The organism is Streptomyces sp. NPDC039423 (assembly GCF_055598725.1).
The window spans coordinates 348,175-364,008 of record NZ_JBVKAH010000003.1 but is presented as its reverse complement, the minus strand read 5'-3'; the positions used below and the strand labels follow the sequence as shown (position 1 = coordinate 364,008).

The window sequence follows — 15,834 nt, the reverse complement described above, 5'->3', positions numbered from 1 at the left end:
CCCGGCGGATCGTCCGTCGATGCCGCTCACCACCATGCAGCAGGGGATCTGGTTGTCGCAGCAGCTCGCGGCCCCGGTCCGGTACCAGCTGGCCAGCGCGTTCGAGGTCGCCGGGGACCTCGACCCCGGGCTGTACGAGGCGGCCTTCCGGCTCGCCGTGGCGGAGACCGAGCCGTTCACGTCCCGGTTCGCCGTCACGGCCGCCGGGGAACCCAGGCAGTGGACCGGCCCCCTTCCCGACTGGCACATACCGGTCGTCGATCTCCGGCGGGAGCCCGCGCCGATGGCCGCCGCGCTGGCCTGGATGGGGGCGGACGTGGCCCGCCCGCTGGACCTGGAGAACGGACCCGTCTTCAGGACCGCGTTCCTGCGCCTCGCCGAGGACCGGGTCTGCTGGTACCTGCTCGTCCACCACCTGGTGGTGGACGGCTTCGGACTGGCGCTGTTCGCCCGGCGGCTCGGCCGGATCTACGCGGCGCTGGAGCGCGGGGCGTCCCCGGAGCCCGGCCACCAGGTGCCGCTGGACACCCTGCTCGACGCCGAGCGCGCCTACCGCACCACGCCCGACTTCGAGGCCGACCGGGCGTTCTGGACGGCGCGGATGGCCGGCTGGCCGGGAGCCGTCCGGCCGGGTTCGGCCGGGCCGGGTGCGGCGGGCCTCGACGTACCCGGTGGGACGGGCACCGGCCGGACGGGCGGGGCACCGGTGCGCGGTGAGCGCCGGATGCCCGACGCGCGGGTGGCCGCCCTCCGCGCCCGCGCACGCGAACTCGACGTCCCCTGGACGGCGCTGGCGACCACGTCGGCCGTCCTGCTGGAGCACGCCCGCAGCGGCGGGGGCGACGAGGTCGTCCTGGGGTTCCCGGTCGCCGGCCGGACCCCCAGGACGGCGGGTGCCGTCACCGGCGCGGCGTCGAACGTGCTCCCGCTACGGGTACCCGTCGACCTGCGCCGGCCGGGCGCCGAACTGGTCCGCACCGTCGACGAGGCGATCACCCTCGCCCTCGACCACCAGCGTTACCGGTACGAGGACATCCGCCGCGACCTCGGTTTCACCGGGTCCGCGCAGGCCCCCTACCGGTTGACCGCCAACATCGTCCCCTTCAGCTTCGGCCGCGACTTCGCCGGACGGCCGATGACCCTCCGGCAGCTCAACACCGGTGTGGTGGAGGACCTCTCGGTCATGATCAGACCGGAACGCGGCCGGGCCGGTCTGATGGTGGAGGTGCACGCCGAGGCCGGGCGGTACGAGCCCGAGGAGGTCGCCGCCGAGGCCGACCGCTGCGTACGCCTGCTCGACCAGTTGGTCGACGACCCCCGGCGCCCCGTCGGCGAACTGGACCTGCTGGCGCCGGAGGAGCGCGAGGTGCTCGTCCCGCGCGCCGGCACGCCCGCGCCCGCCTCGCCCCGGACCCTGCCCGAGCTGTTCGAGCGCTGGGCCGCGCGTACTCCGCACGCCCCGGCGCTCGGTCACGGCGACCGGCGGCTGACGTACGCCGAGCTCAACGCGCGCGCCAACCGGCTGGCCAGGACGCTGGTCCGGCGCGGCGCGGGACCCGAGACCACCGTCGCCGTCCTGCTTCCCCGCTCCGTGGACCTGATCACCGCGATCCTGGCCGTCTCCAAGACCGGCGCGGCCTACCTCCCGCTCGACACCGGCTGGCCGCCGGAGCACACGGAGCGGATCCTCGCCGACGCCCGGCCGGTGTGCGTCCTGTCCGGGACGGACCCGGCGGAAACCGCCCCGGCCGCACCCCCGTCGGCGACGAGCGACGCGGACACCGGCACCGACGCCGACCAGTCCGACGCCGACCTGACCGACGCGGACCAGACCGACGCGGACCAGTCCGCCGCCGACCGGATCGATGCCGACCTGACCGACGCGGACCGCACCGGGCCGCTGACGCCCGACCACGCTGCGTACGTCATCTACACCTCGGGCTCCACCGGCCGTCCCAAAGGCGTGGTGGTTCCGCACCGGGGCCCGGTGGCCCTGCTGGAAGCGGCAGCCACCGAGTTCGGACTCCGGCCCGACGACACCTGGACGATGTTCCACTCCTGTGCCTTCGACTTCTCCGTGTGGGAGATGTGGGGCGCCCTCGCCCACGGCGGCCGGCTGGTGATCGTCCCCCGCGAGGTGAGCCGCAACCCCCGCGCCTTCCTCGACCTGCTCGTACGGGAGCGGGTGACCCTGCTCAGCCAGACGCCCTCCGCGTTCCGGTCGCTGGACCAGGCCGACGCCGAAGAGCCGGAGCGCGGCCGCGAACTGGCCCTGCGCCGGGTCGTCTTCTGCGGTGAGGCACTGGCCCCCGCCGTCGTGCGTTCCTGGTACGGGCGGCACCGGGACTCCGGGCCCGTCCTGGTCAACACGTACGGCATCACCGAGACCTCGGTCCTCTCCACCCGGCTCGCCCTGGACCCCGACCACGGCACGGCGCGGGCCGTCCCGATCGGCACGGCCGTCGCCGGCACCCGGCTGTACGTGCTCGACGGCCGGCTGCGCCCGGTACCCCCCGGGGTGGCCGGTGATCTGTACGTCGCGGGCTCCGGGGTGGCCAGGGGATACCTGCACCGCCCCGCCCTGACGGCGCAGCGCTTCGTGGCCGACCCCTTCGGCCCCGCCGGGTCCCGGCTGTACCGCTCGGGCGACCTCGTACGCGCCCGTCGGGACGGCTCACTGGAGTACCTCGCCAGGGCGGACGACCAAGTCAAGATCCGTGGCTTCCGGGTCGAGCCGGCCGAGATCGAGGCGGCGCTGCTGGCCGCCCCCGGCGTGGCGGGCGGCGCCGTACTGGCGACGTCCGGCGGGCCGCGGGACCGGGCCCGCACGGAGGCGGACGGGGGCCCGGGAGCCGACGGGGCCGCGCGGTTGGTGGCGTACGTCGTGCTCACCCGCGACGCGGCGGCCGACGACCCCGGGCCGGCTCTCGCCCGGCTGCGGGAATGGCTGCGCGGGCGGCTTCCGGCGCATCTCGTCCCGTCCCTGTTCGTCCCGCTCGACAAGCTGCCGCTCACCCCCAACGGGAAGCTGGACCGGACGGCGCTCCCTTCCCCGGACGCCCGCGCGCACACGCCCTCCCGCGCCCCGGCAACGCCGCTGGAAGCCGAACTGGCCGGGTTCTTCGCCGACCTGCTCGCGGTGGAGCGGGTGGGCGCCGACGACGACTTCTTCGACCTCGGGGGCGACAGCCTGCGGGCGACCCGGCTGGTCAGCACGGTGCGCCGGGCCGGCCTCGGCACCCGGGCGGAGCTGGACGTCAGGGACGTCTTCGCCCACCCGACCGTCGCGGCGCTCGCCGCCCACCTCGGCGACCCGGCTCGCCCGGGCGGCACCTCCGCCGCGCCGGCGGCCCGGCCCGTCCCTCGCGTCCCGCGCGCCGAGGACCGCGGCGCCGAGCCGGTCCCGCTCTCCTCCGGCCAACGGCGCTTCTGGTTCCTGCACAGGCTCGCGGGCCCCGACAGCACCTACAACGTCCCCCTGGTGCTGCGCTGGGACGGCGAACCGGACCAGGAGGCGCTCCGGGCCGCCCTCGGCGACCTCACAGCCCGGCACGAAACCCTGCGCACCCTCGTCCGGCAGCGGGACGGCCAGGCGGTCCAGCACATCCTGCCCGTCACCGCCGCCCGCCCGGCACTCACGGTGGAACCCGTCACCCCGGACCGGCTGCCGGACGCGCTGGACGCCGCCGCCGGCCGTCCCTTCCAACTGGAGAGCGAGCTCCCGCTGCGCGCGGTCCTCTTCACCACCGGGACCCCGCACGGGCAGACGCTGCTCCTGCTGCTCCACCACATCGCCTGCGACCGCGCCTCGCTGCGGCGGCTGCTGGACGACCTCGGCACCGCGTACCGGGCCCGCGTCCACGGTGCCGCGCCGGACTGGGCGCCGTTGCCCGTCCAGTACGCCGACTACACCCTGTGGCAGCGCGAACTGCTCGGCACCGACGCCGAGCCCAGCGCCCTGCGCACCGGCCAGCTCGCCCACTGGGACAAGGCCCTGGCCGGCCTGCCGGAACGCATCGCGCTGCCCGCCGACCGTACGGAGCGGGCGCCGGCCGGGCGCCCTGTCCACGGCGCCGGCGACACGGTGGCCTTCACCGTTCCCGCGGACGTGCACGGGCGGCTCCTGGAGCTTGCCGCGCACGAACAGGCCAGCCTCTTCCTGGTGGCGCACGCCGCACTGGCCGCGCTCCTCACCCGCCTCGGCGCGGGTACGGACATCCCGATCGGCACGGCGGTCTCCGACCGCGCGGACGCGGAACTCGACGGCCTCGTCGGCTTCTTCGTGAACACGCTCGTCCTGCGCACCGACACCTCGGGAGGCCCGACCTTCCGTGAGCTGCTCGGCCGGGTCGTACGGGCCGACCTGGACGCCTTCGCCCACCAGGACGTGCCCTTCGACCTGGTGGTGGAGGCGCAGGGCCCCCGGCGGGCGGCGAGCGGCCGGGCCGTGTTCGGCCGCCCCCTGTTCCAGGTGATGCTGGTGCTCGCACCGTCCCTCCCCGAACGGCTGGAGCTGCCGGGCGCGTCCGCCACGGTGGAGCTGGTCGGCAGGGGTTCAGCCGGGTTCGACCTGACCTTCGGCCTGTTCGAGCGACGGGACGCCGACGGCACCTGCCACGGCCTCGAAGGAGTCGTCGAGTACCGCACCGCGCTGTTCGACCGCTCCACCGCCGAGGACCTCCGCACCCGCTTCACCCGGCTGCTGCGTGCCGTCGCCACCACCCCGGACGTCCCGGTCGACGACATCGACCTGTCGGGCCCCTAGACCTCCGGCACAACAGTCCCAAGGGCTGAGCCGCAATCTGGCCCGTGTATGGCCCGGAACTGCTGGTCAGGACTGGGATACGGGTGGGATGAACTGGAAGAGGAGGGGTATTTCGACGCCTCCCCCATGGGAAGGTTCGAGCGCTCCAAGAAGGCGCCTGACGGGTAAAAGCCCAGGTCAGGCGCCTTCTCTCGTGCCTCTAGAAGAAGCCGAGCCTCTTCGGCGAGTACGAGACCAGGAGGTTCTTCGTCTGCTGGTAGTGGTCCAGCATCATCTTGTGCGTCTCCCGGCCGATGCCCGACTGCTTGTAGCCGCCGAACGCGGCGTGGGCGGGGTAGGCGTGGTAGCAGTTCGTCCAGACCCGGCCCGCCTGGATGGCGCGTCCGGCGCGGTAGGCGGTGGTGATGTCGCGGGTCCAGACGCCGGCGCCGAGGCCGTAGAGCGTGTCGTTGGCCTGGGCGACGGCGTCGTCGAAGTCGGTGAAGGACGTGACCGCGACGACGGGGCCGAAGATCTCCTCCTGGAAGACCCGCATGCGGTTGTCGCCCTCGAAGACGGTCGGCTCGACGTAATAGCCGCCCGCCAGCTCACCGTCGTACTCGAGGCGCCGGCCACCGGTGAGGATCTTGGCGCCTTCCTGCTGGCCGATGTCGAGGTACGAGAGGATCTTGCGGAGCTGGTCGTGCGAGGCCTGAGCACCGATCATGGTGGCCGTGTCCAGGGGATGGCCCGGGACGATGCGCTCGGTGCGGGCCACGGCCGCCTCCAAGAACTCGCCGTAGTGGCCGCTCTGGACCAGCGCGCGCGACGGGCACGTGCACACCTCGCCCTGGTTCAGGGCGAACATGGTGAAGCCCTCCAGGGCCTTGTCACGGAAGTCGTCGTCCGCGGCCCACACGTCGTCGAAGAAGATGTTCGGCGACTTGCCGCCCAGCTCCAGGGTGACCGGTGTGATGTTCTCCGAGGCGTACTGCATGATCAGCCGCCCCGTGGTCGTCTCACCCGTGAAGGCGATCTTGGCGACGCGGGGGCTGGAGGCGAGCGGCTTGCCGGCCTCCGTGCCGTAGCCGTTGACGATGTTCACCACGCCGGGCGGGAGCAGGTCCGCGATCAGGCCCATCAGGACGTGGATGGACGCCGGGGTCTGCTCGGCCGGCTTCAGGACGACCGCGTTGCCCGCGGCCAGCGTCGGCGCCAGTTTCCAGACCGCCATCAGCAGCGGGAAGTTCCACGGGATGATCTGCGCCACCACCCCGAGCGGCTCGTGGAAGTGGTACGCGACGGTGTCCTCGTCCACCTCGCTCAGCGAGCCCTCCTGGGCGCGCAACGCGCCCGCGAAGTAGCGGAAGTGATCGATGGCGAGCGGCAGGTCGGCGGCCAGGGTCTCCCGGACCGGTTTGCCGTTCTCCCAGCTCTCCGCGACGGCCAGCCGCTCCAGGTTCGCCTCCATCCGGTCGGCGATCCGCAGCAGCACGCCCGCCCGCTCGGCCGGGGCGGTCCGGCCCCACGCGGGCGCGGCCGCGTGCGCCGCGTCCAGGGCGGCCTCGACGTCCTCGGCGGTGCCGCGGGCGATCTCGGTGAAGGGGCGGCCGTTGACGGGGCTCGGGTTCTCGAAGTACCGGCCGCGCGCGGGCGGCACGTAAGCGCCGCCGATCCAGTGGTCGTAGCGGGACTCGTACGAGACGATCGAGCCCTCACTGCCGGGCGCTGCGTAACGGGTCATGTGCGGAAGGCCTCCCTGGTGCGGCACCGCCGTCCGGTGCTCGCGGCGAGGCTAGGGACGCGGACGTTGCAACCGGGTTGCGCCGGCGCCGAGTTCCGCGTCCAGGGCCGTCAGGCGCGCCCGTACGGGGGCGAGGAGCGCCGCCGGCGCGCACGCCGCCAGGGACCGCCACACCTCCAGGTCGTCCTCGCCCCACGCGCTGTGCGCCCAGTCGGCGAGCAGCGCCGGGTCACCGCGCGCGATCAGCGCGGCACGCAGGTCCCCGGCCAGCCGCTCCCGCGCCCGCCGCACCGCCGGCGCGCACGAACCGGGCAGCAAGGGCCCGCCGTACCCGCCCAGCGCCGCGGCGACCGCACCGGACGCGAGCTTGCGCCGCACCGCCCCGAAGTCCGTGTCGACCGGCACCGCCAGCCGGTACGGGCGCGACCGCAGCACCCCGGGACCCAGTAGGCCCCGCAACCGGCTCAGTTCGGCCCGCAGGGTGACCGGGGTGACCGACTCGTCCTCGTACAGCGCCGCCAGCAGCTCCTCCCCGCCCAGGCCCCCCGGATGGTGGGCGAGCACCACCAGGATCTCGCTGTGCCGGCGACTCAGGCGCGTCCGCCGCCCGCCCGCCACCAGCACCGCCTCGTCCCTGCCCAGCGCCGACAGCCACCCATGGTCCCCGGCCGCCGGAGCCGGCCCCAGGAGGGCGAGGTGGGACTCCGCGGCCCGGGCCACCGCCTGGACGAACGCCAGGCTGTGCGGGTGCGCCAGCCGGTCGCCGCCCGTGATGTCCACCGCCCCCAGCAGCCGCCCGGTGCGCGGATCGTGCACCGGCGCCGCCGCGCACGTCCAGGCCTGCACCGACCGCCGGAAGTGCTCGGCGGTGAACACCTGGACCGGCCGGTCGACCGCGATCGCCGTACCGGGGGCGTTCGTGCCCGCCGCCGACTCGGCCCACCGCGCGCCCGCCACGAAGTTCATCCGGTCGGCCCGGCGCAGCGTCGCCGGGTGCCCCTCGACCCACAGGAGCCGCCCGTGCGCGTCGCAGACGGCGACCAGGTGCTCCCCGTCGCTCGCGTACGCGCCCATCAACTCCCGTACCACCGGCATCACCGCTGCCAGCGGATGACCGTCCCGGTGAGCGGCCAGCTCGTCCTCGTCCAGTTCCACGCACGCCGCGCCGTCCGGGCACACCCGGGCGCGCGCCGAGCGCCGCCACGAGTCGGCCACCACCGGCCGGACCGGCCCCTCCGGCCGGCCGCCCGCCGTGAACGCCTCGTGCGCGCGGTGTAGCGCCCGCGCCCGCTCCGCCGGATCGGCGTCCCGCTCCAAGGCCACCCATGGGTCGTTCACACGGCCCTCCCCATCGAGGTCTCCCGCTGCCGCCGCTGCCGCTGTGGCTGCCGCCGCTGACGTCCGCGCCCGGGCCATCGTCGTCGCGCGGGCCGGACTCCACAAGGGCGGGCGCGACGGGGCACCCGGGGGGCGATGGGGAACGGTCCCGTAGAGTGGTGGCGGGCCGTGACTGGCGCTTGGGTGGAGTACCACCGGGGAGCGGCCCGGCGGACCGACGCCACTGCCGCGCGCCTGGGCGATCCACTGACGACCGCTCAGGAGCCCGCATGTCCACCACTCCCGCCACCGCCCGCCTCATGGACGGCAGCGGCCTCGCCCGCCGCCTCGTCGAGGAGACCGCCGCCCGCGCCGCCGACCTCACCCGGCGCACCGGCACCCGGCCGTGCCTCGCCACCGTCCTGGTCGGCGCCGACCCCGCCTCCGTGACGTACGTGAAGATGAAGCGGGCCCGCTGCGAGAAGGCCGGCATCCGTTCCCGCCACGTCGAGCTGCCCGCCACCACGACCACCGCCGAACTGGTGGCCACGCTCGAAAACCTGTCGAACGACCCCGAGGTGCACGGCATCCTGCTCCAGCACCCGGTCGGCCCCGGCATCGACGAGCGGGCGGCGTTCGAGGCGATCGCCCCCGAGAAGGACGTCGACGGCGTGACCTTCAGCTCCTTCGCGACGATGAGCTTCGGCCTGCCCGGGTTCGTCTCCTGCACGCCGGGCGGCATCATGCGGCTGCTCGACGCGTACGGCGTCGACCCGGCCGGCAAGCGCGCGGTCGTGGTCGGCCGCAGCGCCATCCTCGGCAAGCCCGCCGGCATGCTGCTGCTGGCGCGGAACGCCACGGTCACCTACTGCCACTCGCACACGGCCGACCTGTCCGCGGCCGTACGTGAGGCCGACATCCTGGTCGCCGCGGTCGGGCGGCCCCGCTTCATCAAGGGCGAGGACATCAAGCCCGGCGCGGTCGTCATCGACGCGGGCTACAACCCCGGCAACGTGGGTGACGTCGACTTCGAGACCGCCGCCACCCGCGCGAGCCTGATCACCCCCGTGCCCGGCGGCGTCGGCCCGATGACCATCGCGGTGCTGCTCGCCCAGACGGTGGACGCGGCGGAGCGCGGGCTCTCCCGCTGACCGGGGGCGGGGCGCAGCGGGCGTGGCGTGGCGTAGGTGGGGCCGAGGCGTGCGGGCGGGGGCCGGGGCGTGCCACCTGGGCGTCCGACCGGAGCCCCGGCGGATCCGTGCCGGGGCCCCTGCGCACGCCCCGGGCGCCCACACCCGGCGCCCGGTCGGGCGCCCGGAGCGGGGCGCCAACGGTACGGACGGCCGGAGCGACCGTCCTAGGCGTCGGTTTCCGGGGTGACCGCCAGGACGCTCGCCAGGGCGGCGGCCGGATCGGGATCGGGCGGCCCGGCGGGTACCCAGGCCCGGTCCGGCTCCTCGCGGTACGGCCACCAGCGGCCCTCGCCGTCCAGCCGGAGCTGCGCGCCCGCGCCCGTCACCGTCCAGCACCCGGGGCGGTCCGCCCGCAACGGGGGACGCTCGCCGTCCTCCCAGGCAGCGGCGAGCCGCGCTTCGGCCCGCGCCAGCAGCTCCGGACCGGGCTCCGGGTGCGCCTCCAGCACGGCCAGCCCCTCGGCGCCGCCCAGCCGCCACGCGCGCGTGGCCACGTCCAGGCCTGCCCGGCGACGGCCGGTCCCCGAGGCGAGCCGCTCCAGGGCGGCCGCTCCCCAGGCGGCGGAGGCGGCCAGCCGGACGGCGTCCTGTTCCGCCGTCAGCACGGCCTCCGGGAGCCGGTCCTCGTGCCCCGGCGACAGCGCGTCGGCCAGCATCCGGTGCGCCCGGGCCGCCGCGTCGGCCGCCAGGGCCTCCAGCGCCGCCGGGTCGACACCCGGCCCGGGCCCGGCCTCGGTGTCCAGCGACGGCGGCTCCCCGGGTGACTCCGGCAGCGGGGGCGGCGCGGGCAGTGGCGGGAGGATGTCCCGCGCGGCGAACGCCTCGTCCGCCCGTACCCCCGGGACACCGTCCCCGGCCGGTTCCTCCCCGTCCCCGGTGACCGGGCCTCCCGCCGGAGCCCGGCGGCCCGCCAGGGCGGAGCCGCGTGCCTGCACCTCGTCGAGCAGCCGCCGCTCCCCACGGCCCCGCACCAGCAGCAGCACGAAGGGGTCCTCGTCCAGCAGCCGCGCCACCTGGTAGCTCAGCGCCGCCGTGTGCGGACAGTGGTCCCAGGCGTCACAGGTGCAGGCGGGCTCCAGGTCGCCGATCCCGGGCAGCAGTTCGATGCCGGCCGCCGCCGCGTCCTCCACCAGGTCCGGAGGCATGTCCCGGTCCAGGAGGGCGGCCAGGTGGCCGGCCCGGTCCGCGGCCATGTCCAGGAACCGGTCCCACTCCTCATCGGTCAGCTCCCGCAGCAGCACGTCCCCGCGCTGTGCCGTACCGTCGGGGTCCCGCACCACGGCGGTGATCCGTCCGGGACGGACCGACACGGCGCCCACCGCGCCGTCCCGCGCCCGTTTGCGGCCCTTTTTGAGCTGCTGGGCGTCGAGCGCCGTGTCCTCCAGGGCCTTGAGCCACGCGAGCCCCCACCAGGTCCGGGCGAAACCCCGGCCCCGGGCGGGCGGCAGCGCCGCGAACGTACGCTCGTCATCACCGTCGCGGCTCATCGCCCGCTCCCTCGCAGTTCCACCAGCTCCGCCAGTTCGGCGTCGGTCAGTTCGGTCAGTCCGGTCAGGGCGCCGTCCTCGCCGGAGCCGAGCACGGAGTCGGCCAGCTCCCTCTTGCGCGCCAGCATGGCCGCGATGCGGTCCTCGACGGTGCCCTCCGCGATCAGCCGGTGCACCTGCACGGGCTGGGTCTGCCCGATGCGGTACGCCCGGTCCGTCGCCTGGGCCTCGACCGCCGGGTTCCACCAGCGGTCGTAGTGCACGACGTGACCCGCGCGGGTGAGGTTGAGCCCGGTGCCCGCCGCCTTCAACGACAGCAGGAAGACCGGCACTTCACCCGCCTGGAACCGGTTCACCAGCGCCTCCCGCTCCGCCACCGGGGTCCCGCCGTGCAGGAAGCCGGTACGCACGCCCCGGGCCGCCAGGTGCCGCTCCAGCAGTCTGGCCATGCCCACGTACTGGGTGAACACCAGCACGCTCGCGCCCTCGGCCAGGATGGTGTCGAGCAGCTCGTCCAGCAGCTCCAGCTTCCCGGAGCGGCCGGAGGTCGTCGGCCGTTCCTCCTTGAGGTACTGCGCCGGATGGTTGCAGATCTGTTTGAGCGCCGTGAGCAGGGCGAGCACCAGGCCCCGGCGTTCCATGCCGCCGGCCGCCGCGACGGCCTCCAGGGTCTCGCGGACGACCGCCTCGTAGAGGCCCGCCTGCTCAGGCGTGAGGGACACCGTACGGTCGGTCTCCGTCTTGGGCGGCAGCTCCGGGGCGATCCCGGGATCCGATTTGCGGCGCCGCAGCAGGAACGGCCCCACCAGCGCCGCCAGTCGCCGCGCGGCGGCCGGGTCGGCGCCGCCCTCCACGGCACGGGCGTACCGGCTGCGGAAGGTCCCCAAGGGTCCGAGGAGCCCCGGGGTGGTCCAGTCGAGGACGGCCCACAGCTCGGAGAGGTTGTTCTCCACCGGGGTGCCGGTCAGGGCGACCCGTGCCTTGGCGCCGATGGTACGGAGCTGCCGGGCGGTGGCCGAGTAGGGGTTCTTCACGTGCTGGGCCTCGTCGGCGACGACCATGCCCCAGCGCACCGCCGCGAGCGCGGCCGTGTCGAGTCGCATGGTGCCGTACGTGGTCAGGACGAACTCGCCGTCCGTCAGGCCCTCCAGGTCCCGGCCGGAGCCGTGGAAGCGGCGTACCGGGGTGCCCGGCGCGAACCTCTCCACCTCGCGCTGCCAGTTGCCCATCAGGGACGTCGGGCAGACGACCAGCGTGGGTCCCGCGGCGGACGCGTCGGTCTGCCGGTGCAGGTGCAGCGAGATGAGGGTGATCGTCTTGCCCAGGCCCATGTCGTCGGCGAGACAGGCGCCGAGACCCAGCGAGGTCATCCGGTGCAGCCAGTTCAGCCCGCGTAGCTGGTAGTCGCGCAGGGTCGCGGCGAGCGCGGCGGGCTGCCCGATCTCCTGCCGGTCCGCCCCCCGGCGGCCCTCGGGGTCGGCGAGCCGGTCGCGCAGCGCCCGAAGCCACCCGGACGGCCGGACGTCGACCTGGCGCCCGTCCACCTCCGCCGTGCCGGTCAGTACGGCGCCGAGCGCGTCGATCGGGGTGACCTTGCGGTCGCGGTGCTCGCGGGCGCGGCGGGCCTCATCCGGGTCGATCAGCACCCACTGGTCCCGCAGCCGCACCACGGGCCGTCCGGCCTCGGCGAGCCGGTCCAGCTCGGCGCGGGTCAGTTCCTGGCCGCCCAGGGCGAAGCGCCAGTCGAAGGCGAGGAGGGCGTCGGCGGACAGGAAGGACGGCAGGCCGGAACGGCCCTCGTCGGACGCGGGTCCGCCCGGAGGGCCGATGACGGCGCTCGCGGTCAGCGTGCGCGCCAGCCGCCTGGGCCAGTGCACCTGGACGCCGGTGGCGGCCAGCGCCCGCGCGGCACCGCCCAGCAGTTCGGTGACCTCCTCGTCGGCCAGCTCGATCGCGTCGGGCACCGGGGCGGACAGCAGCGGCGCGAGCGCCGGCCAGGCCCGCGCGGCGCGGCGCAGCGCGAGCAGCGCGTCCAGCCGGGCGCGCGGAGTGAACCCGCCGGCCGCGCCGGACCACACGTCGGCGGCGTCGGCGACGAGCGCCGGGTCGTCGGCGCGGTGCAACTGGAGGACGGCGCGGAAGTCCGGCGTACCGCCGTCGTCGAGTCCGCGCGCCTCCACGCGCAACGACAGCCGTACGCCCGCGTCGTGACCGGCCGCCACGTCCGCCGCCCACGCGCGCCGTTCCGGCACCCGCTGTGGCTCGCTCGCCGCGAAGGCCGGCCCACCCACGGCGAGCGGGGCCGCCGGGGTACGGGGCAGCACGTCGGCGACCGCGTCCAGGAAGCACCGCAACAGCCGCTCCGGATCCGGCAGCAGGACCGTGCCGTCCGCCGCCCGGCCCGCGGGCACCGCGTGGGCGCCCGGCGGCATCGAGGCGGCGAGCGTACGCATCCGCTCCAGGTCCTCCGCGCCGAGGGGGCCGACCCGCCACGCGTCGTGGTCAGTGCCGGTGACGCCGGGCAACAGCAGGCCCCGGGACGTCAGTTGGAGGGCCAGGAGGGAGGCGGCGCCCCAGAACGCGACCTCGGGTGACGCGTCCGCGACGCGCCCCGCGCGGGTGAGCAGCGGCAGGGCCTCCGCCACGGGCAGCACCAGGGCGCGGACGGGGATGGGCAGGGCGTCCGGTGCCACGACGGTCAACTCCCGCACGCCGTACGGGCCAGGAGCGGTGACGGGGGCGGACCCTGCGGGGGCCTCGGGGGCACCTGGGGCACCTGGGGCATCGGGGGCGGCGTCGGAGCCGGGGGAGGGGGCGGCGCCGGAGGCCCGGCCGGTGGGGCCGCCCAGGGTCGACGGTTCGTCATCGGCCGGGTCCCAGAACGCCACACGTCCCAGACGAGGCGGATCGGCGGCAAGGAAGACGGCGGAGCAGCGGGCGAGCAGGGGTACGCCGGGAGTCGTATACGGCATTGCTTCGGGAAGCTTGGGCACAGCGCTGACGCATTCCTCAAATTTGACTAGCGGGGAGTCGAAGCGCCGAGGGTACCTGATGAACTCCGTGCGACGGCCGGGGAAGTGCCGTGACATAGCCCACTCCGCGGCCGGGGTGCAGGCAGCACCACCCCCGTACCCTGGGAAGCCCCACCCCACGTCCGGGTGGTGGTGCCATGGCTCTGAGCGGCCGCTCATCCGTACGTTCATCAGGTCGGCGCGCCTCCGCGCACAGACCTCACCAGACCCGGAGAAGCCATGCCACAGGCCCCCTCTGCCCTGACCCTCCCCGCCCCTCCTCCCTCCGCCGCCGAACGTCCCGTCCGCCCGGCGGGCGCGCGGCGCGGGTCCGGCAGCGAGTTCGGCCCGCTCCTCCGCACCATCAAGGACCAGGGCCTGCTGGAGCGGCGCACCGGGTGGTACGCCTCGGGCATCACGCTGAACTTGCTCGCCCTGACGGCGGTCGCGGTCGCCCTGGTGCTCTTCGGGCACTCCTGGTGGTCCCTGCTGCTCGCCGTCCCGCTGGCCGTGTTCTCCGCCCGGGCGGCCTTCTTCGGCCACGACGCGGGGCACGCGCAGATCAGCGCCGACCGGGGCAGGAACCGCCTGATCCAGCTCGTACACGCCAATCTGCTGCTCGGTATGAGCCAGGAGTGGTGGAACGACAAGCACAACCGGCACCACGCCCATCCGAACCACGAGGAGAAGGACCCGGACGTCGCCCCGGACGTCCTGGTCTTCAACCAGCACCAGGCGGTCGGGCGCACGGGCTTCCGTAGCTGGCTGACCCGGCACCAGGCCTGGCTGTTCTTCCCGCTGACCACGCTCGAAGGCCTCGCCCTGAAGGTGTACGGCTTCCAGGCCCTGTTCTCCAAGCACGGACCGCACCGGACGCCACGCGCGCGCCTCGTCGAGGGCGTCCTGCTGTTCGCCCATGTCGCCGGTTACGCGGCCCTGCTCCTCGCCACCATGTCACCGGGCCGGGCCCTCGTCTTCGCCCTCGTCCACCAGATGCTGCTCGGTCTGCACCTCGGCATGGCCTTCGCCCCCAACCACAAGGGCATGGAGGTCCCCGACCCGGACGCCGAGCCGTGGGGCCACCTCCGCCGCCAGGTGCTCACCTCACGCAACATCCGCGGCGGAGCCGTCACCGACTGGATGCTCGGTGGCCTGAACTACCAGGTGGAACACCACCTCTTCCCGAGCATGCCGCGCCCCCACCTGCGGCTCGCACAGCCCGCGGTGCGCGCCCACTGCCGCTCGCTGGGCATCCCGTACACGGAGACCGGGCTGGTCGACTCCTACCGCCAGGCGCTGGGGCACCTGCACCGGGTCGGCGACCCGCTGCGTACGGCCTGACGGGTGGAAGCCGGAACCGACCGGCCCGCCCACGCGTTCACGGAACACGGGAGCGGCCGACGCCGCCCGCGAAGGAGGAGCGCATGTCGACCAGAACGAAGATCGTCATCGGAGGCGTGGCCGTGGGCCTCCTCCTCTGGCCGCTGATCGGCTTCTGGCTGTCGCTGCTGGTGCTGATCGGCGTCCCCGCCGTCGCCTACCTGGCACTGGATCCGGGCCAGCGGCGCCGGCTGCGCCGGGTGAGCCGCAAGGAGCTCGGCCGCTGACGGCACCGCGTCCGGCACCGGATGCGGCGCGCGCCGGAGTCCGGAGGGGCCGGGGGTTCCGGACGGACCGCTCAGAGGTGATCATGGATCATCGTCACCGGACGCCGGTGACGGCCGGTACCGGCACGACACAGGGGGCCCAGGATGAGCGGGACGGTCACAGCGGTCAGCAGCAACGGCGCGTATACGTTCACCAAATCGAACCGGCCGGATATCACCCTGCTGGCCGGACTCGGAGTGGAGGGGGACGTGCACGCGGGCGTCACGGTCAAGCACCGCTCGCGCATGGCTCAGGACCCCACGCAGCCCAACCTCCGCCAGGTCCACCTCATCCATGAGGAGCTGTTCGAGGAAGTGGCCGGCGAGGGCTTCACCGTCCGCCCCGGCGACCTCGGCGAGAACATCACCACCCGTGGCATCGACCTGCTCGGCCTGCCGACCGGCACCCTGCTGCGCATAGGCGCGGAAGCGGTCGTCGAGGTCACCGGACTGCGCAACCCCTGCCTCCAGATCGACGCCTTCCAGGACGGGCTCCTCAAGCAGGTCGTCGGACGCGACGAGACGGGTGCCGTCGTCCGCAAGGCCGGGATCATGGGCATCGTGCGGACCGGAGGACCCGTACGGCCGGGTGATGCGGTCGAGATCGAGCTGCCGGACGGTCCGCACCGCCCTCTCGAACGGGTCTGAGCGGCGGGATCCCGGGTACCCGCCCGGCCGGAAAGCCGGAGGGA

Annotated in this window: 9 protein-coding genes and 1 riboswitch; of the genes, 5 read left to right on the top strand and 4 right to left on the bottom strand. The window is 74.8% G+C overall.

Annotation, left to right across the window (positions count from 1 at the left end; genetic code table 11):
- Positions 1–19 precede the first annotated feature (19 nt).
- Entirely contained in the window at positions 20–4,765 is a 4,746-nt protein-coding gene (locus tag ACZ7LK_RS12435; protein ID WP_471140124.1) for an amino acid adenylation domain-containing protein, read from the top strand.
- Positions 4,766–4,964: 199 nt separating this feature from the next.
- Here ACZ7LK_RS12435 and exaC read toward each other — a convergent pair whose 3' ends face one another.
- Together exaC and ACZ7LK_RS12425 are read right to left on the bottom strand one after the other, a co-directional pair.
- On the bottom strand, positions 4,965–6,488 hold the full coding sequence (gene exaC, locus ACZ7LK_RS12430) for an acetaldehyde dehydrogenase ExaC (RefSeq protein ID WP_471140121.1): 1,524 nt from the start codon (positions 6,486–6,488) through the stop codon (positions 4,965–4,967).
- A gap of 51 nt (positions 6,489–6,539) precedes the next feature.
- Positions 6,540–7,826, bottom strand: coding sequence for a winged helix-turn-helix domain-containing protein (locus tag ACZ7LK_RS12425; RefSeq protein ID WP_471140118.1), 1,287 nt, complete (start codon positions 7,824–7,826; stop codon positions 6,540–6,542).
- A 158-nt stretch (positions 7,827–7,984) separates the two neighbouring features.
- A riboswitch (ZMP/ZTP riboswitch) is annotated at positions 7,985–8,073 on the top strand.
- Between the two features lie 22 nt (positions 8,074–8,095).
- Here ACZ7LK_RS12425 and ACZ7LK_RS12420 point away from each other — a divergent pair.
- Complete coding sequence (locus ACZ7LK_RS12420; protein ID WP_469463229.1) at positions 8,096–8,956, top strand: bifunctional 5,10-methylenetetrahydrofolate dehydrogenase/5,10-methenyltetrahydrofolate cyclohydrolase; 861 nt, start codon at positions 8,096–8,098, stop codon at positions 8,954–8,956.
- Between the two features lie 206 nt (positions 8,957–9,162).
- On the opposite strand, the gene ACZ7LK_RS12415 is transcribed toward ACZ7LK_RS12420, so the two are convergent.
- Together ACZ7LK_RS12415 and ACZ7LK_RS12410 are read right to left on the bottom strand one after the other, a co-directional pair.
- On the bottom strand, positions 9,163–10,485 hold the full coding sequence (locus tag ACZ7LK_RS12415) for an SWIM zinc finger family protein (RefSeq protein ID WP_471140114.1): 1,323 nt from the start codon (positions 10,483–10,485) through the stop codon (positions 9,163–9,165).
- Positions 10,482–13,457, bottom strand: coding sequence for a DEAD/DEAH box helicase (locus ACZ7LK_RS12410; RefSeq protein WP_471140111.1), 2,976 nt, complete (start codon positions 13,455–13,457; stop codon positions 10,482–10,484). The genes ACZ7LK_RS12415 and ACZ7LK_RS12410 overlap by 4 nt, the downstream gene beginning before the upstream one ends.
- Positions 13,458–13,736: 279 nt before the next feature.
- Here ACZ7LK_RS12410 and ACZ7LK_RS12405 point away from each other — a divergent pair, with 279 nt between their 5' ends.
- The 3 genes from ACZ7LK_RS12405 to ACZ7LK_RS12395 all read left to right on the top strand — a co-directional run bounded on the left by ACZ7LK_RS12405 (position 13,737) and on the right by ACZ7LK_RS12395 (position 15,790).
- Entirely contained in the window at positions 13,737–14,837 is a 1,101-nt protein-coding gene (locus tag ACZ7LK_RS12405; RefSeq protein WP_392272928.1) for a fatty acid desaturase family protein, read from the top strand.
- 83 nt (positions 14,838–14,920) lie between these two features.
- A complete protein-coding gene (locus ACZ7LK_RS12400) occupies positions 14,921–15,103 on the top strand; it encodes a hypothetical protein (protein WP_392272929.1) in 183 nt (60 codons plus the stop codon).
- Between the two features lie 144 nt (positions 15,104–15,247).
- Entirely contained in the window at positions 15,248–15,790 is a 543-nt protein-coding gene (locus ACZ7LK_RS12395; RefSeq protein WP_471140106.1) for an MOSC domain-containing protein, read from the top strand.
- The last annotated feature ends 44 nt before the right edge of the window (positions 15,791–15,834 follow it).

Bases quoted from the DNA above. Each gene is read 5' to 3' on its own strand.
- exaC (WP_471140121.1), bottom strand. From the start codon at position 6,488: ATGACCCGTTACGCAGCGCCCGGCAGTGAGGGCTCGATCGTCTCGTAC.
- ACZ7LK_RS12400 (WP_392272929.1), top strand. From the start codon at position 14,921: ATGTCGACCAGAACGAAGATCGTCATCGGAGGCGTGGCCGTGGGCCTC.
- ACZ7LK_RS12405 (WP_392272928.1), top strand. From the start codon at position 13,737: ATGCCACAGGCCCCCTCTGCCCTGACCCTCCCCGCCCCTCCTCCCTCC.
- ACZ7LK_RS12395 (WP_471140106.1), top strand. From the start codon at position 15,248: ATGAGCGGGACGGTCACAGCGGTCAGCAGCAACGGCGCGTATACGTTC.
- ACZ7LK_RS12420 (WP_469463229.1), top strand. From the start codon at position 8,096: ATGTCCACCACTCCCGCCACCGCCCGCCTCATGGACGGCAGCGGCCTC.
- ACZ7LK_RS12435 (WP_471140124.1), top strand. From the start codon at position 20: ATGCCGCTCACCACCATGCAGCAGGGGATCTGGTTGTCGCAGCAGCTC.
- ACZ7LK_RS12410 (WP_471140111.1), bottom strand. From the start codon at position 13,457: ATGCCGTATACGACTCCCGGCGTACCCCTGCTCGCCCGCTGCTCCGCC.
- ACZ7LK_RS12415 (WP_471140114.1), bottom strand. From the start codon at position 10,485: ATGAGCCGCGACGGTGATGACGAGCGTACGTTCGCGGCGCTGCCGCCC.